Origin of the sequence: Halorhodospira abdelmalekii (assembly GCF_016583625.1) — a bacterium.
Lineage (GTDB): Bacteria > Pseudomonadota > Gammaproteobacteria > Nitrococcales > Halorhodospiraceae > Halorhodospira > Halorhodospira abdelmalekii.
On sequence record NZ_NRRN01000003.1, the window covers coordinates 84,294 to 101,709 of the forward strand.

The window sequence follows — 17,416 nt, forward strand, 5'->3', positions numbered from 1 at the left end:
CCCTAGCCTCCCAACCCCGAAAAGCCCATAAAAGCGAGCGACAGCACCCCGGCCAACATCAGGCTCATCGCGGCACCGCGGGCAATCGACGGCACATCGGCCAGATCGACCCGTTCACGCAGCCCAGCCATCAAGACAATCGCCAGGATAAAGCCGGCGCCCGCTCCCAGGCTATAAAAGAGCGACTGCACAAAGTCGTACTCATAGCTCGTTTGAAAGAGTGCCACCCCGAGAATCGCACAATTGCTAGTGATCAATGGCAAAAAGATGCCGAGTGCGCGGTAGAGGGGGGGGGAGAACTTCTTAACCGTCATCTCGACGAGCTGGACCGCCGAGGCGATCACTGCGATATAGGCAATTAAGCTTAGAAACTCGAGCCCAAAATGGTTAAGAATGATATTAATCAGCCACGCCGAGACCGAGGCGATCAGCATCACGAAGGCGGTTGCAACGCCCATCGGAAAGGCGGTGCTGAGCTTTCCTGAAACGCCGAGAATCGGGCAGATGCCGAGAAAGAGCGCCAGCACAAAGTTATTGATAATTGCCGCATTAAGAAAGATATACGAGAGCGAATCAGCGGACATCGTGACCGGCCTCCTCTGTCCGTTGACGGACTGCACGCTGCTGCTGCCGCTCCTTGATCCAGGCAAAGAGCAGCAGCCAGCCACCGAGGACGAAGAACCCACCGGGCGGCAGGAGCATGATGACCCACGGCTCGAAGGCCGCACCGAAGACCGGGTAGCCAAGCAACTCGCCGGACCCGAGCAATTCGCGCACCGAGCCGAGACAGAGCAACGCAATGGTAAAGCCGATCCCCATCCCGAGCGAGTTGACCATCGTTCGGCTCAGCCGATTGCGCGAGGCGAAGGCCTCGGCCCGCCCAAGGATCATGCAGTTGACGACGATCAGCTGGATAAAGGCGCCAAGGGCGTTGTAGATCTCAAGGCTGATCGCCTGAATCAGATAGTCGACCACCGTGACAAAGGTGGCGATGATGACGATGTAGGCCGCGATCCGCACCTCCTTAGGGATCACGCTGCGCAAGATCGAGACCATCCCCGTCGAGCAGAGCAGCACGAAGGTCGTCGCCAACCCCATCGCTAAGGCGTTGGCGACCGAGTTCGTCACCGCCAACACCGGGCACATCCCGAGCAGCATGACGAAGACCGGGTTTTCGCGCCAGAGCCCGACCAAAAAGGTATCCATTGTGATCGGCTGTTGCTGCTGACCTGCGGCCATCACCTCTCTCCCTCAATAACGGGCGTTCCAGTCACCCCGCCATCCGCTTCATCTTCATCGTCTTCGTCGTCTTCGTCGTCAGCGGGTGCAGCCTGCAGCACCTCCTCAAGATCGATCTGCAAATCGTCCCGATGCGGCACGATTCGCGGCACCCACTGCTGCGCACTGTGGTTGACGATACGACCGACCGCTTCGGCCGAGACCGTTGCACCGGTGATCCCGTCGATCTCCCCAGGCGCTGCTGCCGCCCCCGGGGCGACGGTGCGGATCGTATGCGCCAGCCCCTCGCCATCGTCGGCCAGTGCAGCAGCCAAATCACGGAACGAGGCTAAAAAGCGCTCATCGCTCTCGATCCGATCACCGAGCCCCGGTGTCTCGCGACTCGATAAGATCGTCATACCGATGATCCGCTCGCGCTGCGGGTCAAAGCCGTAGAGCACCCGGATGACGTCTTCGTAGCCGCGACCTGAACCGCTGAGGGCGACTCCGACCAGGGCTCCGTCGGCGTCGTAGCCGGCGTGGATGCGCTGCGCCTTCGGGTCGGTTGTAGACTCCTCGCTCCCGCGCACCGGGGCTAAGCCATCCTCGCTGACGATAAAATCGACCCGGTTGACCGCCCCCGGTAAGACCTCGAAGACTGCGCGCTCGAGCGCAATGCGGTGGTTTTCGGCGATCGCCGAGCGAGTCGCCTCGACTACGCTGACCACCAGCAGCCCGGAGAGTAAGGCGATCAGCCCGAGGGTTGCGATGAGTTTGAGGCTGGAGGTCGGCGCGGGCGCGTGAGCGTGATCCGGCTGCTGCACGGCCTGATTCGCCGTGCTTTCAGTGACCCCGTTGGCCCCGTTGGCCTCACTCGCCTTGTTGTCGGTGCCCTTGGCTTGGCTCATGACGCCCTCCTGCGGCCGCGCCTGCCGTAGGGCCGCGGCTGGGTATAGCGCTCAATCAGCGGTACCGCGGCGTTACCGAGCAAGATGGCGTACATCACCCCCTCCGGCAGGCCGCCGAAAAAGCGAATAATGACCGCTAAAAAACCGATCAACAGCCCGTAGATCCAGATCCCGGCCGATGTCACCGGCGAGGTCGACAGGTCACTGGCCATAAAGACGGCCCCGAGCATCAAGCCGCCCGAGAAGAGCACAAAGAGCGGCGTCGGATAGTGCCCCGGATCGAGAAGATAGAAGACCCCAGCCGTCGCCGCCGCACCGCCGAGCACCGCCGCCGGGATGCGCCAATCGAGCATCCCACGAGCGATCAAATAGAGCCCACCGAGGGCGATGATCAGCGCCGAGGTCTCTCCGAGCGAGCCCGGCGTCATCCCAGTAAAGAGCGGCAGCAGTGCGCCGTGCACCTCGTCGAACTTCCACTGCGCCAGCGGGGTTGCCGCGGTATAGGCATCGACCGAGGCCGGCGAGGTGAAAGGAAGCGCCAGAGTCGAGGGCAAAAACTCGCTAAAGCGCTCCGGTAGCCCGGCCTGCGTCCAGGTCGAGGCGGCCTCGGGGAAGGCGGCAGCGGCAAAGGCCCGGCCGATCAGCGCCGGATTGAAGGGATTGAAACCCAAGCCGCCGAAGAGCGCCTTGCCCAGGGCGATGGCGACCACCCCGGAGAGGGCCGCCATCCACAAGGGAAAGGCCGGCGGCAGCGTCAAGGCGAGCAGCAGGCCGGTGATCACAGCACTGTAATCACCCAGCGTGCTGGCCCGCCCGGAGAGGCGATTGAGAAACTGCTCGGTGAGCAGGCAGGCCAGCGTCGTCGTCGCTAGCAGTGCTAGGGCGCTCAAGCCGAAGTGGTAGACGGCGAAGGCACAGACCGGCAACAGCGCCAAGACGACGTTGCGCATGATCTGCTCGACGCTGCTCGCCTGCTTCATGTGCGGCGAGCTTTTCAGTTCGATGCGCGGTGGAGTCAAGACATACGCTCCCGATTCAGCGATTTGGCGATACGAAAATACTGCACAAGGGGGATATTCGAGGGACAGACGAAGCTGCAGCAGCCGCACTCGAAACAATCATTCAGATGGTACTGCTCGGCCATCGCCTCGTACTCGCGGGCGGCGGCCAGGCGTGCCAACTCGGCCGGATTGAGGCCGACCGGACACGCCCCAAGACAGTTGCCGCAGCGGATGCACGGCTGAATGCGCGGCCCGACCTCCAGCGCCTCACGCTCCGGCAAGATCACCACCCCGGAGACCCCCTTAGTGATCGGCACATCAAGGGCTGAGACCGTATTGCCCATCATCGGCCCACCGAGAATGATTCGGCTCGGGTCGGCCGATGGGTAGCCGACCTGCTCAAGCAAGTAGCGCAGCGGCGTCCCGATCGGCACTCGATAGTTGCCGGGGCGCTCGACCCCGGGGCCGGCGACGGTGATCACCCGCTCGATCAACCCCTGACCGCGCGGCACCAACTGCCCGACCTGCGCCATCGTCCCGACGTTGTTGACGACGACACCGACGTGGTACGGGAAGCCGCCCGAAGGCACCTCGCGCCCGAGCAGCGCCTTGATCAGCATCTTCTCGGAGCCCTGCGGGTACTTACTCTGCAGGGCAACGACCTCGATCGGATCGGCGGCACTGAGCTGCGCGCGCAGCGCGGCGATCGCCTCCGGCTTATCGTCCTCGACACCGATGACCGTCTTCGCGGCCGTGACCGCCCGCATGACGAGGCGAATGCCGGCGATGACCTCGGCGCTGTGCTCGATCATGGTGCGGTGATCGGCGGTCAAATACGGCTCGCACTCACAGCCGTTGATCACCAGCGTATCGACCGTAAACCCATCGGGTACGGCCAACTTCCGGTGGGTTGGGAAAGCCGCCCCACCCTGGCCGACGATCCCGGCCTGTTGAATCGCGGTCAGCAGTTCCTCGGCGCTGCAGCGGCGCAAATCGCGCGGATCGGCCCATCGCACATGCTGACTATCACCCGGAGTGGTGCGCAGCAGGATCGCTTCGGTCTTCGGCCCGCGCGCCGTCGGCATCAGCTCGATCCCTTCGATCACGCCGGTAACCGGGGCGTGAATCGGCACCGCGTAGACATCGCCGGCGGCCGCAATCGGCTCGCCACGGACCACCTCTTGATGGCGGGTCACCAGCGGACGGGCCGGTGGCCCGTAGTGCTGATCGAGCGGCAACACCATCCGCGGGGCAAACTCAAGACGCCGGATCGGCAGATCGCGGGTCTCCTCTTTAAGCCCCGGCGGACGCACCCCGCGCGGGAAGGTTAAACCGTGTAAGAAAGACAACCAGCCCATCGCCCATCGCTCCTCTCACAACCGCTTGCGAGGCCTTGGCCTTGAGTCCGCCGGGCCGTGGCAACCGTCGCAGTCGCAACACTGCCGCGCCTAGCCCTACGGTCGCCGCGCACACCGGCGGACTCACCAACTGCCTCTAGCCTGCTCGTCTCACTCTGCTCAATTAAGCTTTTCAGCTCGCTTCATGAGCTTATCGAGACCCGGCTCGTTCGGATCGAAGGGCGTTCCGGGGTGGACCGCCAGCGAGGCGCACTTCTCGGCCGCCTTGACGATGTCCTTAAACGGCGCCCCCTTCGCATCCTTGACGATGACCTGCTTGTTGTCGTCGTAGGCGAAGACGCCAGGAGCGACATCGATGCAGTCGTCACAGGCGGTGCACTCGTTGCTCTCGACCCAGACCGGCTCGTAGGGCCAATCGAGCCCCGCAGTGGCATTCGCCGCCGCTGCCGCCGTGCCACCGCTGCCATCAGCGGCCTCACCGGCGCTGCCGCCGGCCGCCGCCGGGGCCGCTGCAGCCCCCTGCAGACTTGCCGCCAGCTCCCCGGCTCCAGCACCTTCACCCGAGCCGAGGGCCACCAGAGCGGCACTGATCCGCTGTGCCATCTCCTGCCGAGTCCGGGCAGCGACCTCCTCCGGGCTCGGGCCTTCCCGATCGAGGCCCAGCAGCCCTTTCAGCTGCAACCAGAAGTCGCGCCGCTCCTCGGTCGAGCGCACCAGCTCCTCGGAGACGATCACCCGCTTGAGGCGGTTCTCACCATCGACCGCCCATAGGTAAGGGAAGAGCCCCTCACGATCGTCCTCGGGCATTTCCAGCAGCTCGGTCAGCGGGATCATCGCCTCATCGTCCCACTGCTCCGGCGCCACCGGCTTAAAGTGCTTGCGGAAACGGCCCTCCGTCAGCGCGAAGTCGGCAAAGGTCATCGGCAGCTCCATGCTCTGCTCGGCCCCCTGCTCATCGACGTAGCGCAGCGTATAGGTCGCCCACTCCTGCTCGATCGCCGGATTGCCCTCAAGATCGCTACACTCGCGGAAGGTCGTGCCGCGATCGGGGTTGTAGCGGAAGAGCGGATAGGCCCGTGAGTCGACCGCCAACCGCGACTGCAGGAAGGCGACATCGTCACCGATGCCGTGCTCCGGCGGACAGGCGGCGTAGACGTTAAAGAGCGCCGGACGGCGTGAGTTGAGCCCTTCGATAAAGCTCTCAAGCAGGTGCGTCACATTGCTGATGCTCCCCTGGGCGACGTAGCTTGAGCGGTGGGCCAGCCCGATCAGGCTGATCTCCTTACGGATCTCCTCTTTACCCTTCCACGCCTTACCGTACGGCGCCATGTCCGAGACCTGGCTGATAAAGCCGGAGGTACAGGCCTGACCGCCGGTATTGGAGTAGACCTGCGTATCGAGCACCAGCACCTTGATCGGCATCCCCGAGATCAGCGCCCGTGAGAGATTCTGGAAGCCGATGTCGTACATCGCCCCATCACCACCAAGGCTGACCACCGGCGGGCAGAGGGCGAACTCCGCATCGCTGAACTTCTCCCAGTTAAACTGGGCGAAGAACTCGTCGTGCTCGATCGGATCGTACTTGCCGGCCAACTCCAGCTCGGCCATCCGGATCGCCTTAAAGCCGTCAGCCATCTTCTGCATGTGGCCCTCGAAGATGCCGATGGCCATCGACGGGCTGTCCTGGAAGAGGTGGCTGGTCCACGGCACCGGATAGGGGTTGTAGGGGTAGGTGCTGCCCCAGACCGAGGTACAGCCGGTGGCGTTGATCACCCCCATATCGCAGCGGCCGCGCCCGGTCGGTCCCTCGGTGTAGCGCCAGCGCAGATCCTTCAGCTTAGCGAGCAGGCCGCTGACCCAACGCAGCCAGTCGGGATCGACCGTCTGCGGATGACCACTGCCACCGAGTGCATCGGAGAGGCGCGAGAGGGTCAGATCCTTGTCGGCGTGGGCGTCGACCACCTCATTCACCGCCCCGAAATCGGACAGATCCATGCCGGCGGCCAGCTGCAGCCGGATATGCTGCTCTAAGCGGTTGATCAGGTTATCGAGCTTCTCCACTTCGGCCTTGACGCGCGGCTGCATCAGCGCCGTGACCGTCGCTGTAAAGAGATGCACGGTCGTCTTCTCACCGCAGCCGATACACGCCCCATCGCCAGAGTTCAGCGACTGATAGGCGCTCTTATCGAGCAGCAGCGTCTCCAGCGCACCGATCCCTTGATCGAGGTCGTCGATGCGGATGTAGTCGCGCCGCGTGCTCGGCAGATCGAGCCAGATCTCCCAGTTGCGGCGCATCCGCGCGACGTCTTCCGGCGTCTGGGTCACCGCCGAGAGCGCATCCTCCTCGCAGATCTTCACACACTCCATACACCCCTTACAGGTGTAGGGGTTGACCGTCAGCGAGAAGAGCCCGCCGCTGCCCGGAGAACGCTTCTCTTGCGCCGTGAAGAAGGGCTTAGTCGCAGCGAACTGGAACTCATCGAGACTATTGCGCAACCACCCGAGTTCCTCGGCCAAACGCCGCTTATCCCCCTCTTGCAGGGTGCTTTCACTGAGCAGGCCATCGATCGCCCAAGCGAGCTCGGCGCGCACATCGGCACCATCGCCGGCCTCCACGAGCGCCGCTCGCAGCCGCTTCTCCAGATCGCGCACCGCCCGGCGCAGATGGCGCGTCGGTCGGCCGCCGGTCTCAATGCGGCGCACGGCGGTATCGAGCACCTCGCCGATGGTATTGACCAAGCCCGGTAGCGCCGTATCGGGACAGACCGCGTAGCAGTCGCCACAGGCGGTACACTTGCTCGGCTCCCAGGCCGGGTACTCGAAGCGCACCTGCGTCATGTCGCGATAGAGTCCGGTCGAGGCCGGGATCAGCGACTGCGCCATGAAGGGGTCGACGAGGTTATCGCTGCCCTGACCGGCGACGTAGAAGCTGCCGGTGCGCTCCCAGAAGCGGTGGATATCGGAGCGGGCATCCGTGCCGGTCGGCAGGCGCTTGACCATCACCGGCAGCTCCGGCAGCGCATTCGCCTCCGCACTCGGCACCAACGCGGCGCTCTTACCGACTGGCTTCTCGGTGATCTCATGCAGCTCTTCAAAGCCGCGCCGCACCACGCGCAAGTTGTCCTCGACGACGCGCGCGCCCTTGCTGCCGAACTTCTCCTGCAGCTGCTGCTCGATGGCGCCGAATAGTGAATCACGTGTCAGTCCACGGCGCGCCATAAGCGGCGAAGCGGCAAAGAAAGCCCCCTGGAAAGCGATCCCCTGCATGCGGAACTGCAGATCGGCATCCGAGGCCTCATCGCGCGCAATCTGGAAGGCATCAAGATAGAAGACGCGGATCTCGTTCTCGACGATGTAGCGCTGTGCTGCCTCCGGGAAGGTTTTCCAGACCGCTTCCGGTGAGTCGAGATTCGACTGAATCACGAAGGTCCCACCCTTGGCCAAGCCGGCCAGCGGGTTCGAGTGGTCGAAGACGTTCGGATCGGGCGAGAGGACGACCTCGACCTCTTTGAGCTCGCAGCTGATCCGGATCGGCTCCGGAGCGGCGGCCAGATAGTAAGTCGTCGGCTGGCCCTTCTTCTCCGAGCCGTACTTCGGGTTGGCCTTGATGTGGTAGTCGAGCAGGTCGAAGAGGGTCATGGCCAGGTTCTTGCCGGTGGTCACCGCGCCCCAGCCACCGACTGAGTGCAGACGGGCCGTGATCGCCCCCTCCGGCAGCAGACTCGGGTTCTCCGAACCGCGCAGTGCCAGCTGCTCGATCCTCGGGTAGGCCTCCAGCAGCTCCTGCTGACGCAACTCCTCCTTCGGGGTCGCCGGGGTGCTGCGAACGAAGTCGACCGAGAGGTAGAAGAAGGGACGCTGCGCCCCCTCGGGAAGCATATTCTCAATGGCGGCGATCAGCGCTTCCGGCTGCAGATCGCGCGACCCGAGCCCATAAGCGCCGGAGTAGATGCGCGGCAGCTCGCCGCCACTGAAGGAGGGGTAGTCGGGATAGGGCTGCCCCTTGCCGGCGATGCGATTCTCCAGACACTTCGTCAGCGCCGCGCGGGCCTCGCGGGCGAGCGGCAGATCTTCGGCCAGCGGCTGATCGACCCGCTCTAGGATGGCCACACCGCGCCGTCCCTTGAGCAGCTTAGCGAGCTCGGCCCCCGGGAAGGGGCGGAACATCGTCAGGTTGACCACGCCAACGGCGATCCCGCGCGTCTCCCACAGGTAGTCGGCCACCGCCTCAGCGCTCGCCACCATGCTGCCCTGCCCCAGGATCAGGTACTCGGCACCATCGGTGCGATAGCCCGAGACCCGGGCATAGGGCCGCCCAGTGAGCAGGAAGTACTCCTCCATGCACTGATCGGTGAGCTCGGCGATATGGTCGTAGAAGTAGGGACGCTGTCCGGCGACCTGCTGCATATAGGCGTCTTGGTTCTGCACCGAGCCGGAGAGCATCGGATTATCGACATCCCAGATCGCCGGAATCCGCCGCCGCTTCTCACCGTAGAGCAGCCGCTGCGCTGGGGTCGGGCACTCGATCCAATCTTCAGGCCGGCCGAGGAACTCAGCGATCAGCTCACGCTCCGGGATGCGCAGCGAGTCGATCAGGTGGGTCGTTAAAAAGCCGTCCTGGGCGACGATACCGGGGGTCAGCCCCAACTCGGCGACCTTATGGGCGATGATATTGAGGTCGGCGACCTCCTGGGCGTTCTTGGCAAAGACCTGGAAGAAGCCGGTGTCGTCGACGCAGTGGTAGTCGTCGTGGCCGGCGTGGACGTTCAACGCTCCCTTAGTCAGCGCCCGGCACCCCATGTTGAGGATATAGGGCAGACGCTTGCCGGCCGCCGCATAGAGCGACTCGTGCATAAAGGCGACGCCCTGCGCCGATGAGAAGTTGATCGCGCGCATGCCGGTCATCGCCAACCCGGCGGTCACCGCCGCCGCGGCGTGCTCCGACTCCGGCTCGATAAACTTCAGGGCCCGTCCGGAGATATTAATATGCCCCTTCGAGACCTCTTCGGCCCACCGCTCGCCCATATCGGTCGAGGGCGTGATCGGATAGGCGCCGGCGGCATCCGAGGCCTCCCGCTCACACTGAATGACTGCGGAATTGCCGTCCATGGCACCGCGCAGCCCCTGATACTTGATCATCTCGGGTGAGATTTTGCGTTTAAAGAGCATGTCGCCTCCCTCTCCTACCGGCCGCGAGGACCGTTCTTGTAGCTTGAATGCGTTGAAAGCAAAAACCCAGGACCACAATTCGGCCTTCAATTGGGCCTTAGAGGGCCTAGACGGCGGTCAGGGCTCAGGGGGGGGAAAGAGCAGGCGCGACGCTGCCGATGGCGCCGCACTTCTGCCCTCGAACCACCGCCAGGCCACGCTAGATCAGCGACCGGCGGTGCTCTCCTGCCTTACCCCTGCCTGACGCACGCCCGCCCCTCTACACTCGGGGCAAAGGCTCCATGCGCGGCAATGGCTCCTTGCGCGTAATTTTGCGCGCCCCAGCCCCTTTGCGAGGCTTTTGACCCTCTAGCCAGACGATGGCGCCGGTTGGGCAACGCTCGATGGCGACGGGTGAGGCCAAAGCGTTTTTCTCGTAATCGATGATTGCGAGGTTACGCTCGATACGGATGAGCCCTTCTGGGGCATCGGCAGCACAACGACCACAGCCAGTACAGACCACTTCACACTGGGCCATGGCCTCATCCTGCGGATCTTGGTTACGGCAATTGACCCACAACCGATGACTCTCCGGCTGCAGGCTCAGCAAATCTTTCGGACAGATCTCGACACAATCATTGCAGGCGGTGCAGCGCTGCGGGTCGATCATCGGCAGGCCGTAGCGATTCAGGCGAATGGCATCGAAACGGCAGACCACCGCGCAATCACCCAAACCCAGACAGCCCCAGGTGCACCCCTTGCCACCGCCGGCGACCAAGGCCGCGGCGCGGCACGACTTCAGCCCTTCGTAGCGCGCTCGCGTCGCTGCCACGTGGGTGCCTCCAGCACACGCCAAGCGGGCAATCTGCCGCTCCTGATTGCCGAGGGCGACACCGAGCCGATCGGCGATCTCTTGATTGAGCTCGGCCGAATTCGCCGTGCAGCGCGCCGGCTCCGTCTCGCCTTTGACCAGCGCCTCGGCGAAGGGGCGGCAGCCGGCCAACCCGCACGCCCCGCAGTTCGCGCGCGGCAACAGATCCTCGAGTTCGTCGATGCGCGGATCTTCGAAGACGTACAGACGCCGATTGGCCACCGCTAGAATGCCCGCCAGCAAGACGCCGAGGGCGGCCATAACGCCGCCCGCTAAGGCGATTTGTACGATCAGAGCCGAAGACATGGGTCGTGCGATCTACCGTTTAGTTAGTCGTGCATCCGTGGATCCACGGTTTGAACCGGGGTCAACTCGGTTTATTGTGCAGTGAACAATAAGCCGGGGCAAGCTACCCTGCAGCCGGCTGCGGGTCAAGCGTTACCGAGGCAGAACGCGCACCTTTTAGGTGCTAATATTACCCGTCAACGGCGGCCGCGACAACTTGCCGCAACCCCAAAGACCCCGATTCGCGAACCTTAAGGGGGCGAGCCACAATCGAGGAGTGGCGCCACACTCCGTTTGCCAGTATCCTCCCAAACCCGCCGAAAATCGGTACACCCATGCTTCAGCGTGTTACTCGGCGCGATACCGATTGACCGGAGCTAGCGCACAAGAGGTCCAACATGAGCTTCCACGCCTTACCGCCCAAGCAGGGCCTGTACGATCCTGCCTACGAGCACGACGCCTGCGGCATCGGCTTCGTCTGCCATATCCGCAACGAGAAGAGCCATCACATCGTCGCGCAAGGGTTGGAGATCCTTGAGCGCCTGCACCACCGCGGGGCCGTCGGCGCCGATCCGAAGGCCGGCGACGGTGCCGGCCTCCTTGTACAGATCCCCGACGCCTTCTTCCGCGATGTGGTCGATTTCACCCTGCCGCAACCGGGCGACTACGGCGTAGCCATGCTCTTTCTCAGCGCCGATGCGAAGCAGCGCAGCGAACTGCGCGCCCGCGTCGAGCAGCACATTACTGAGGGCGGGCAACAGGTCCTGGGCTGGCGTGAAGTACCAGTCGATAACGCCGATCTCGGCGAAACGGTCCGCCCGACCGAGCCGGTCATTCAGCAGCTCTTTATCGGCCGCGGCAGCAACTGTCCCGATCAGGAGAGCTTTGAGCGCAAGCTCTTCGTCATCCGCAAGCGCATGGACAACGCCATCCACGCGGCCGGCTACGCCGTCGGCGACTACTACGTCACCTCGATGTCGTCGCGCACCATCACCTATAAGGGGATGCTGCTCGCTGGGCAGGTCGGCAGCTACTACCGCGACCTGCACGATGAGCGCTTTGTCAGCGCGCTGGCCTTGGTCCACCAGCGCTTCTCGACCAACACCTTCCCGACCTGGGATCTAGCACAGCCGTTTCGCATGATCTGCCACAACGGCGAGATCAACACCTTGCGCGGCAACGTCAACTGGATGGCGGCACGGCGCCACACCATGCGCTCGAAGGTGCTCGGCGACGATCTCGACACCATCTGGCCGCTGATCCCTGAGGGGCAGTCCGACTCGGCCTGCTTCGATAACGCCTTAGAGCTGCTGGTCATGGGCGGCTACTCGTTGGCCCACGCCATGATGATCCTGATCCCCGAGGCGTGGTCGGGCAACACCCTTATGGATGAGAAGCGGCGCGCTTTCTACGAGTACCACGAGGCACTGATGGAGCCGTGGGACGGCCCGGCGGCGATCGCCTTTACCGACGGCCGGCAAATCGGCGCCACGCTTGACCGCAACGGCCTGCGCCCGGCGCGCTATCTGGTCACCGACGACGATCTGGTCATTCTCGGCTCGGAGATGGGCGTGCTCGACATCCCCGAGGAGAAGATCGTTCAGAAGTGGCGCCTGCAGCCGGGGCTGATGCTGCTGATCGACCTCGAAGAGGGGCGCATCATCAGCGATCAGGAGATCAAAAAGCAGCTCGCCGAGGCCCATCCCTACACCGACTGGTTGCGCCGCACCCAGATTCGTCTTGAGGAGCTGCCGACCAGCGTCGGGCCGATGGCCCCCGATGAGAGCACGCTGCTCAATCAGCAGCAGGCCTTCGGCTACACCCAGGAAGATCTCAAATTCCTGCTCCAGCCGATGGTCATCAGCGGTGCCGAGGCGATCGGCTCGATGGGCGCTGATAACCCGCTCTCGGTGCTCTCGAACCGGCCCAAGCACCTGTCGAGCTACTTCAAGCAGAACTTCGCTCAGGTCACCAACCCGCCGATCGACCCGATCCGCGAGGAGCTGGTGATGTCGCTGGTCTGCATGATCGGCCCGCGCCCCAACTTGCTCGGCTTCGATGAGGCCGGTCAGAACTGGCGCTTGGAGACGCCGCAACCGGTTCTGACCAACGAGGACTTAGAGCGCATCCGCCACATCGAGTACAGCTCGGCTGGCGCCTTCCGCACCCGCACCCTCGATGTCAGCTATCCAGCCAGCGCCGGCTCTGCGGGGATGGAGGCGGCACTGGAGCAGCTGTGCCAGGAGGCGGAGAACGCCGTTCTGGATGGCTACAACATCCTGATCCTCTCTGATCGCAACACCAACCTCGACCACATCCCGATCCCGATGCTGCTCGCCACCTCGGCGGTCCACCACCACCTGATCCGCCGCGGCCTGCGCACCAGCTCCGGGCTGGTCGTCGAGACCGGTGCTGCGCTCGAGGTCCACCACTTCGCCACCCTATCGGGCTACGGCGCCGAGGCGATCAACCCCTACTTGGCCTTCGACACCATCGAGTCGCTGCTGCCGGGGCTGCCCGAGTCGCTGCACTTCGCCGAGGCGCAGCAGCGCTACATCAAGGCGATCGGCAAGGGGCTGCTCAAGGTCATGTCGAAGATGGGCATCTCGACGCTTGAGTCGTACTGCGGGGCACAGATCTTCGATGCCGTCGGTCTGAACAGCGCCTTTATCGAGCGCTACTTCGCCGGCACGCCGACCCGTATCGAGGGGGTTGGCCTCGCTGAGGTCGCCGAAGAGGCGGTGCGCTGGCACCAGATCGCCTACGGCAACGCCGAGATCTACCGTCATCACCTTGATGTCGGCGGCGACTACGCCTACCGGCTGCGCGGCGAGGATCACGTCTGGACGCCGGAGGCGATCGCGAAGCTCCAGCACGCCACGCGCGCCAACGATGCTAAGACCTACGCCGAGTTTACCCAGCTGATCAACGATCAAAGCGAACGGCTGCTGACCCTGCGTGGGCTGATGGACTTTAAGCCGGCCGCCGGCGGCCCGATCCCGCTTGCGGAGGTCGAGCCGGCGAGCGAGATCGTCAAGCGCTTCGCCACCGGGGCGATCTCCTTCGGCGCGATCTCCTACGAGGCCCACTCGGCCCTCGCCCGCGCCATGAACACCCTCGGCGGCAAGTCGAACACCGGCGAAGGCGGCGAGGAGGCCGAGCGCTTCGCCGCGCTGCCCGACGGCACCATGAACCCGGAGCGCTCGTCGATCAAGCAGGTCGCCTCGGGCCGTTTCGGGGTCACGACCGAGTATCTGGTCAACTCCGACGACATCCAGATCAAGATCGCCCAGGGGGCAAAACCGGGCGAAGGCGGTCAGCTACCGGGCCATAAGGTCGATCGCAATATTGCCAAGGTGCGTCACTCGACCCCGGGCGTTGGCCTGATCTCGCCGCCGCCGCACCACGACATCTACTCGATCGAGGATCTGGCACAGCTGATCCACGATCTTAAGAACGTCCAGCCGCGGGCACGGATCTCGGTCAAACTGGTCTCCGAGGTCGGGGTCGGCACGGTCGCCGCCGGCGTCTCTAAGGCGCACGCCGATCAGATCACCATTGCCGGCTACGACGGCGGCACCGGGGCGAGCCCGCTGACCTCGATCAAGCACGCCGGCAGTGCCTGGGAGATCGGCTTAGCCGAGACCCACCAAACGCTGGTGCTCAACCGGCTGCGTGGACGCGTCTCGCTGCAGGTCGACGGCGGTCTGCGCACCGGGCGCGATGTCGTCATCGGGGCGCTGCTCGGGGCCGATGAGTTCGGCTTTGCGACCGCACCGCTGATCGTCGAAGGCTGCATCATGATGCGTAAGTGCCACCTCAACACCTGCCCGGTCGGGGTCGCGACCCAAGACCCGGAGCTGCGGCGGCGCTTCCGCGGTCAGCCCGAGCATCTGGTCAACTACTTCTTCTTCGTCGCTGAAGAGGTCCGGCAAATCATGGCCGAGCTCGGCTTCCGCACCATGAACGAGATGATCGGCCAGTCGGATCGCCTCGAACTGCGCCCAGCCATCGAGCACTGGAAGGCGCGCGGTCTCGACTTCTCGCAGATCCTGGCGAAGCCGGAGGCGGCCCCCGGGGTGGCCACGTACAACTGCGAGACGCAAGACCACGGTCTCGATCAGGCGCTCGATCACCAGCTCATCGCTCAGGCCGAGCCGGCACTGGAGCGCGGCGAGGCGGTGCGCATCGAGACCCCGGTCTTTAACTACCACCGCACGGTCGGCACCATGCTCTCCGGGCGGGTCGCCGAGCGCTACGGCCACGCCGGGCTGCCCGACGATACGATCTACATCCGCGCCCACGGCACCGGCGGGCAGTCGTTCGGGGCGTGGCTCGCCCGCGGGGTCACCATCGAACTCGCCGGTGATGCCAACGACTACGTCGGCAAGGGGCTCTCCGGTGGGCGCTTGATCATCTACCCGCCGGCGCACGCCAAGATCACCCAGGTCTCCAAGGCTGAGGCCAACATCATCGTCGGCAACACGGTCCTCTACGGCGCCATCGCCGGGGAGTGTTTCTTCAACGGGGTCGCCGGTGAGCGCTTCTGCGTTCGCAACTCCGGGGCAACCGCTGTCGTCGAAGGGGTCGGGGATCACGGCTGCGAGTACATGACCGGCGGTGTCATGGTCTGTCTCGGCTCCACCGGACGCAACTTCGCCGCCGGCATGTCGGGCGGCATCGCCTACGTGCTCGATGAGGCCGGCACCTTCGCTGAACGCTGCAATCAGGCGATGGTCGAGCTGGTCCCACTGAGCCTTGAGGATGCCTACTTAGAGAGTCTTGAGGAGGCCGAACGGGGTACGCCGATCGACATCTACGAAGATCCGCGCCGCCACGACGTCAAGCGGTTGCGCACTTTGGTTGAGCGACACGCCGCGGCGACCGGCTCGCAGCGGGCGCAGGCGATCCTCGCCGACTGGGAGACCTACCTGCCGCGCTTTATCAAGGTCATGCCGCTCGATTTCCGCCGTGCGCTCAACGAGATTGAGGCGCAGCAGGCGCAGCCACCGGCGCCGAGTCGGCCGCCGAAGTTCCATCAAGCCCTGGAGGGGAGCGTCGCCCATGGGTAAAGAGACCGGTTTTTTGGAGATCTCGCGCCGCGTGCACGGCTGTCAGCCGGCCAAAGAGCGCATCTACCACTACGGCGAGTTCATGATCCCGCTCACCGCCGAGCAGGTCAGTGACCAGGGCGCCCGCTGCATGGACTGCGGCATCCCTTACTGCCACTACGGCTGCCCGGTCGATAACCTGATCCCAGACTGGAACGATCTGGTCTATCGCGGCGATTGGGCAACAGCGATTCAGGTATTGCACTCGACCAACAACTTCCCGGAGTTTACCGGTCGGGTCTGTCCGGCGCCGTGTGAGGCCGCCTGCACCCTCAATCTCGAAGAGACCCCGGTCTCGATCAAGGCCATTGAGTGCAGCATCGTCGATCGTGCCTGGCAAGCCGGCCTGATCCGCCCGCAAGTGGCGCGGCGGCGCACCGGCAAGCGGGTGGCGATCGTCGGCTCGGGACCGGCCGGGCTGGCTTGCGCCCAGCAGCTCGCCCGGGTTGGCCACAACGTCGAAGTCTTTGAAAAGGCCGACGCCATCGGCGGGCTGCTGCGCTACGGCATCCCCGACTTTAAGCTCGATAAGCGCCACATCGACCGTCGGGTTGCACAGATGCGCACCGAGGGGGTGCAGTTCCACACCCAGACCCACGTCGGTGTCGATCTGCCGATCGCGCGCCTGCGCGAGGGCTTCGATGCGGTGGTCTTGGCCGGCGGCAGCGAGCAGCCACGCGATCTGCCGGTGCCGGGCCGCGAGCTGACCGGGGTCCACTACGCCATGGACTTCTTGACCGCTAACAGCAAGCGGGTCCAGGGGGTCTATGTGCCGGATGAGGCCTTTATCAGCGCCCGCGATAAGCACGTCGTCGTCATCGGTGGCGGCGACACCGGCTCCGACTGCGTCGGCACCTCGAACCGGCATGGCGCCCGCTCGATCAAGCAGGTGGAGATCCTCAACAAGCCGCCGGAGCGGGAGAATAAGGAGCTGACCTGGCCGCACTGGCCGCACCGCCTCGCGACCTCGACCTCGCACGAAGAGGGGTGTGAGCGGCGCTGGAACTTCCTAACGAAGGCCTTTATCGGCGATGAGGCCGGCCATGTGCGAGCCATCCGCTATGCCCAAGTCGAGTGGCATCAAGAGAGCGATGGGTCGTGGCAGATGAGCGAGGTGCCCGGCTCCGAGGCCGAGATGCCGGCCGATCTGGTGCTGCTGGCGATGGGTTTTGTCCACCCGGTGCGCGAGGGGATGCTGGCGGAGCTGGAAGGCGACGGATTGACCTTCGATGGGCGCGGCAACGTCGCCGGCACCACCGAAGGCGAGGCGGCCTACCGGACAAGCATCGACGGGCTCTTCGCCGCCGGCGACATGCGCCGCGGCCAGTCGCTGGTGGTCTGGGCGATTCGCGAGGGACGACAGTGCGCCCGCGCCGTCGATCTGTGGCTGCAGGGACGCTCCGACTTGCCGCGTTAAGCCGCTGCGTTTTGTGGCGTTTTGTGGTTATGGGGGGCGGGAGAGAGCGGGCTTCGGCGTCGCTTCACCCGCCCTCCCCCGCTCTCGCCCGCCCGCGGA

General features: G+C 64.6%; 9 protein-coding genes. 2 read left to right on the forward strand and 7 right to left on the reverse strand.

Annotated elements, in window-relative coordinates; all coding sequences use genetic code 11:
• Positions 1-2: 2 nt before the first annotated feature.
• The 7 genes from CKO15_RS01430 to CKO15_RS01460 all read right to left on the reverse strand — a co-directional run bounded on the left by CKO15_RS01430 (position 3) and on the right by CKO15_RS01460 (position 10,810).
• Positions 3-584, reverse strand: coding sequence for an electron transport complex protein RnfA (locus CKO15_RS01430; RefSeq protein ID WP_200191762.1), 582 nt, complete (start codon positions 582-584; stop codon positions 3-5).
• Positions 574-1,239 carry an electron transport complex subunit RsxE gene (gene rsxE, locus CKO15_RS01435; protein WP_200191764.1) on the reverse strand — a complete coding sequence of 222 codons (666 nt, stop codon included), beginning with the start codon at positions 1,237-1,239 and terminating at the stop codon, positions 574-576. Before rsxE ends, CKO15_RS01430 begins: the two co-directional genes overlap by 11 nt.
• Complete coding sequence (locus tag CKO15_RS01440; RefSeq protein ID WP_200191766.1) at positions 1,239-2,126, reverse strand: RnfABCDGE type electron transport complex subunit G; 888 nt, start codon at positions 2,124-2,126, stop codon at positions 1,239-1,241. Before CKO15_RS01440 ends, rsxE begins: the two co-directional genes overlap by 1 nt.
• A complete protein-coding gene (locus tag CKO15_RS01445) occupies positions 2,123-3,145 on the reverse strand; it encodes an RnfABCDGE type electron transport complex subunit D (RefSeq protein WP_242464470.1) in 1,023 nt (340 codons plus the stop codon). Before CKO15_RS01445 ends, CKO15_RS01440 begins: the two co-directional genes overlap by 4 nt.
• Positions 3,142-4,485, reverse strand: coding sequence for an electron transport complex subunit RsxC (gene rsxC / locus CKO15_RS01450; RefSeq protein WP_200191768.1), 1,344 nt, complete (start codon positions 4,483-4,485; stop codon positions 3,142-3,144). Before rsxC ends, CKO15_RS01445 begins: the two co-directional genes overlap by 4 nt.
• Before the next feature lie 159 nt (positions 4,486-4,644).
• The gene (locus CKO15_RS01455) at positions 4,645-9,654 is read right to left on the reverse strand and encodes a 2-oxoacid:acceptor oxidoreductase family protein (RefSeq protein ID WP_200191770.1); all 5,010 of its coding nucleotides are present in this window, start codon (positions 9,652-9,654) and stop codon (positions 4,645-4,647) included.
• A gap of 259 nt (positions 9,655-9,913) precedes the next feature.
• Positions 9,914-10,810 (reverse strand): RnfABCDGE type electron transport complex subunit B, encoded by an 897-nt coding sequence (locus tag CKO15_RS01460; protein ID WP_242464471.1) that lies wholly within the window; start codon positions 10,808-10,810, stop codon positions 9,914-9,916.
• A gap of 377 nt (positions 10,811-11,187) precedes the next feature.
• Between CKO15_RS01460 and gltB the strand changes: the two genes are divergently transcribed.
• Both gltB and CKO15_RS01470 read left to right on the forward strand, forming a co-directional pair.
• Positions 11,188-15,861, forward strand: coding sequence for a glutamate synthase large subunit (gene gltB / locus CKO15_RS01465; RefSeq protein ID WP_200191773.1), 4,674 nt, complete (start codon positions 11,188-11,190; stop codon positions 15,859-15,861).
• On the forward strand, positions 15,854-17,317 hold the full coding sequence (locus CKO15_RS01470; RefSeq protein ID WP_200191775.1) for a glutamate synthase subunit beta: 1,464 nt from the start codon (positions 15,854-15,856) through the stop codon (positions 17,315-17,317). The genes gltB and CKO15_RS01470 overlap by 8 nt, the downstream gene beginning before the upstream one ends.
• Positions 17,318-17,416: the final 99 nt, after the last annotated feature.

Excerpts from the sequence above, each read along its gene's own strand:
- rsxC (WP_200191768.1), bottom strand. The coding sequence starts at position 4,485 with ATGGGCTGGTTGTCTTTCTTACACGGTTTAACCTTCCCGCGCGGGGTG.
- CKO15_RS01460 (WP_242464471.1), bottom strand. The coding sequence starts at position 10,810 with ATGTCTTCGGCTCTGATCGTACAAATCGCCTTAGCGGGCGGCGTTATG.
- gltB (WP_200191773.1), top strand. The coding sequence starts at position 11,188 with ATGAGCTTCCACGCCTTACCGCCCAAGCAGGGCCTGTACGATCCTGCC.
- CKO15_RS01455 (WP_200191770.1), bottom strand. The coding sequence starts at position 9,654 with ATGCTCTTTAAACGCAAAATCTCACCCGAGATGATCAAGTATCAGGGG.
- CKO15_RS01470 (WP_200191775.1), top strand. The coding sequence starts at position 15,854 with ATGGGTAAAGAGACCGGTTTTTTGGAGATCTCGCGCCGCGTGCACGGC.
- CKO15_RS01440 (WP_200191766.1), bottom strand. The coding sequence starts at position 2,126 with ATGAGCCAAGCCAAGGGCACCGACAACAAGGCGAGTGAGGCCAACGGG.
- CKO15_RS01430 (WP_200191762.1), bottom strand. The coding sequence starts at position 584 with ATGTCCGCTGATTCGCTCTCGTATATCTTTCTTAATGCGGCAATTATC.
- rsxE (WP_200191764.1), bottom strand. The coding sequence starts at position 1,239 with ATGGCCGCAGGTCAGCAGCAACAGCCGATCACAATGGATACCTTTTTG.